The 1,518-nt window shown below is 31.0% G+C and carries 1 pseudogene; it reads right to left on the reverse strand.

The annotated features are described in order from the left end of the window. Positions 1-1,275, reverse strand: a pseudogene (locus CI949_RS20600) (PD-(D/E)XK nuclease family protein); the annotation flags it as partial. Positions 1,276-1,518: the final 243 nt, after the last annotated feature.

A 1,518-nucleotide genomic window follows, 5' to 3' on the forward strand; every position in this document is an offset into this window, starting at 1 on the left:
CCAGCTTTTAACTACCCCCATTTCTTCAATACTCTTTAACTCCAGCAGACTATCATTAAATTTTTCTGCTGTTTCCTTAGCCTCAGCTTCCAGAGCAAAGTCTGAAACTTCAGTAACAAGTTCTATTAGTTCTGAAATATTTTTTATCTTTCTTAAATTTTCAAGCAGCTTATAGAGTGGCTTTAAAACAGACAGCTCAGACTTAATTAAATCATAGTTGAGATAATAATAATCATTACGCAGCAGCTCTTTAATTTTTTGCAGGTCTTCAGCTTTAATTTTAAGCCACTGCTTAAATAAAGATTGAGTGGATAAATTATAAAGTTCTTTTAATTCTATTAAAATGTGAGAAGATTTTTTTCCTTTTTGATAGAGCTGATAAATTGAATTCAATAATTGATAAACTTCTGTTTCACTTAGACTTCGATAAGAATTAATATTCAACTGATCACTTAATATCTCAGCCGAATCAATATCACTACCAGCATCTATTAGCTGCAGCTCAGCTTTAGAGTTTTCATTCTCTTCTAAAAAAGCTGCCAGACTCTTAAGTTTTGAATTTGCTTTTCTAATTTCAATTATAGTTCTTTTTTCTGGTAATGTCAGCGATTCAATTTCTAATTTTTTTTCATTAAAATCTTCTTTTTTAAGCTGCAGATGGAGATTTATCTCAAATTCAGAACTCATCTGCTGCAGTATTTTTTTGAAATAAGGAGTGAAATCAACTATATTGAATAAATTTATCTGCTTAAATTCTTTTAAAAACTGCAAATTTAAATTATTATTCTCTTTTAAAACCAGCTGATCCACATAACCCAGCTGTTTTAACTGTAGTTGATATCTCTTTTTAATACTCAGCAATCTATTAACTCTGTGCTGCTGCCAGTCTGCTAGTCCTTTAATTTCAGACAGCTGGTAATCCTGAAGCAGCTTAAAATAACCAAAAAATTGTGCTGAAAATTGATAAATATCTTGATAATTATCAAGCCGCAATTCTTTTTTCTCTTCAGAAGTTAAAACAGAATACAATAGCAGCGGCAGCTTTTCTTCTTTCAGCAGAATTTGATCACTGCTAAAGAGGCGCTCCTTAAATTCTTTTAAACTAAAAAACTGACTCTGCTGACTCAAAGGCTCCGGCTGATAATATTTTAGTGCTTCTTTTAAATCATTGTAATTAGCAAAAACATAGATGTCTGGCTGCCCAGAGATTGTTTCTTTAAATAAGTCCTGATTGTAGTTATAATATTTAAAATTTAAATTATTTTCCTGCTCCATATTTTTCATCCTTAATTTTAGTTTTAATTCAATGTCCCTTTTTTGATAAGAGAAAATTAAACTTTGTGAACCTCACCACCTAAATCATAGATTTTCATCAAAAATACTAGCTTCGCGTCGGATGGTGCTTCTAACTACTTCATCTAGATTAAAACTCAACCTATATTACTAGGTTAGTTTACAAGATGTTTGGTTTTTAAGTCGCCGCCTAAGTTATTAGGATACCCTTAATCTTGAAGGATT

Source organism: Halanaerobium sp. (assembly GCF_003070835.1).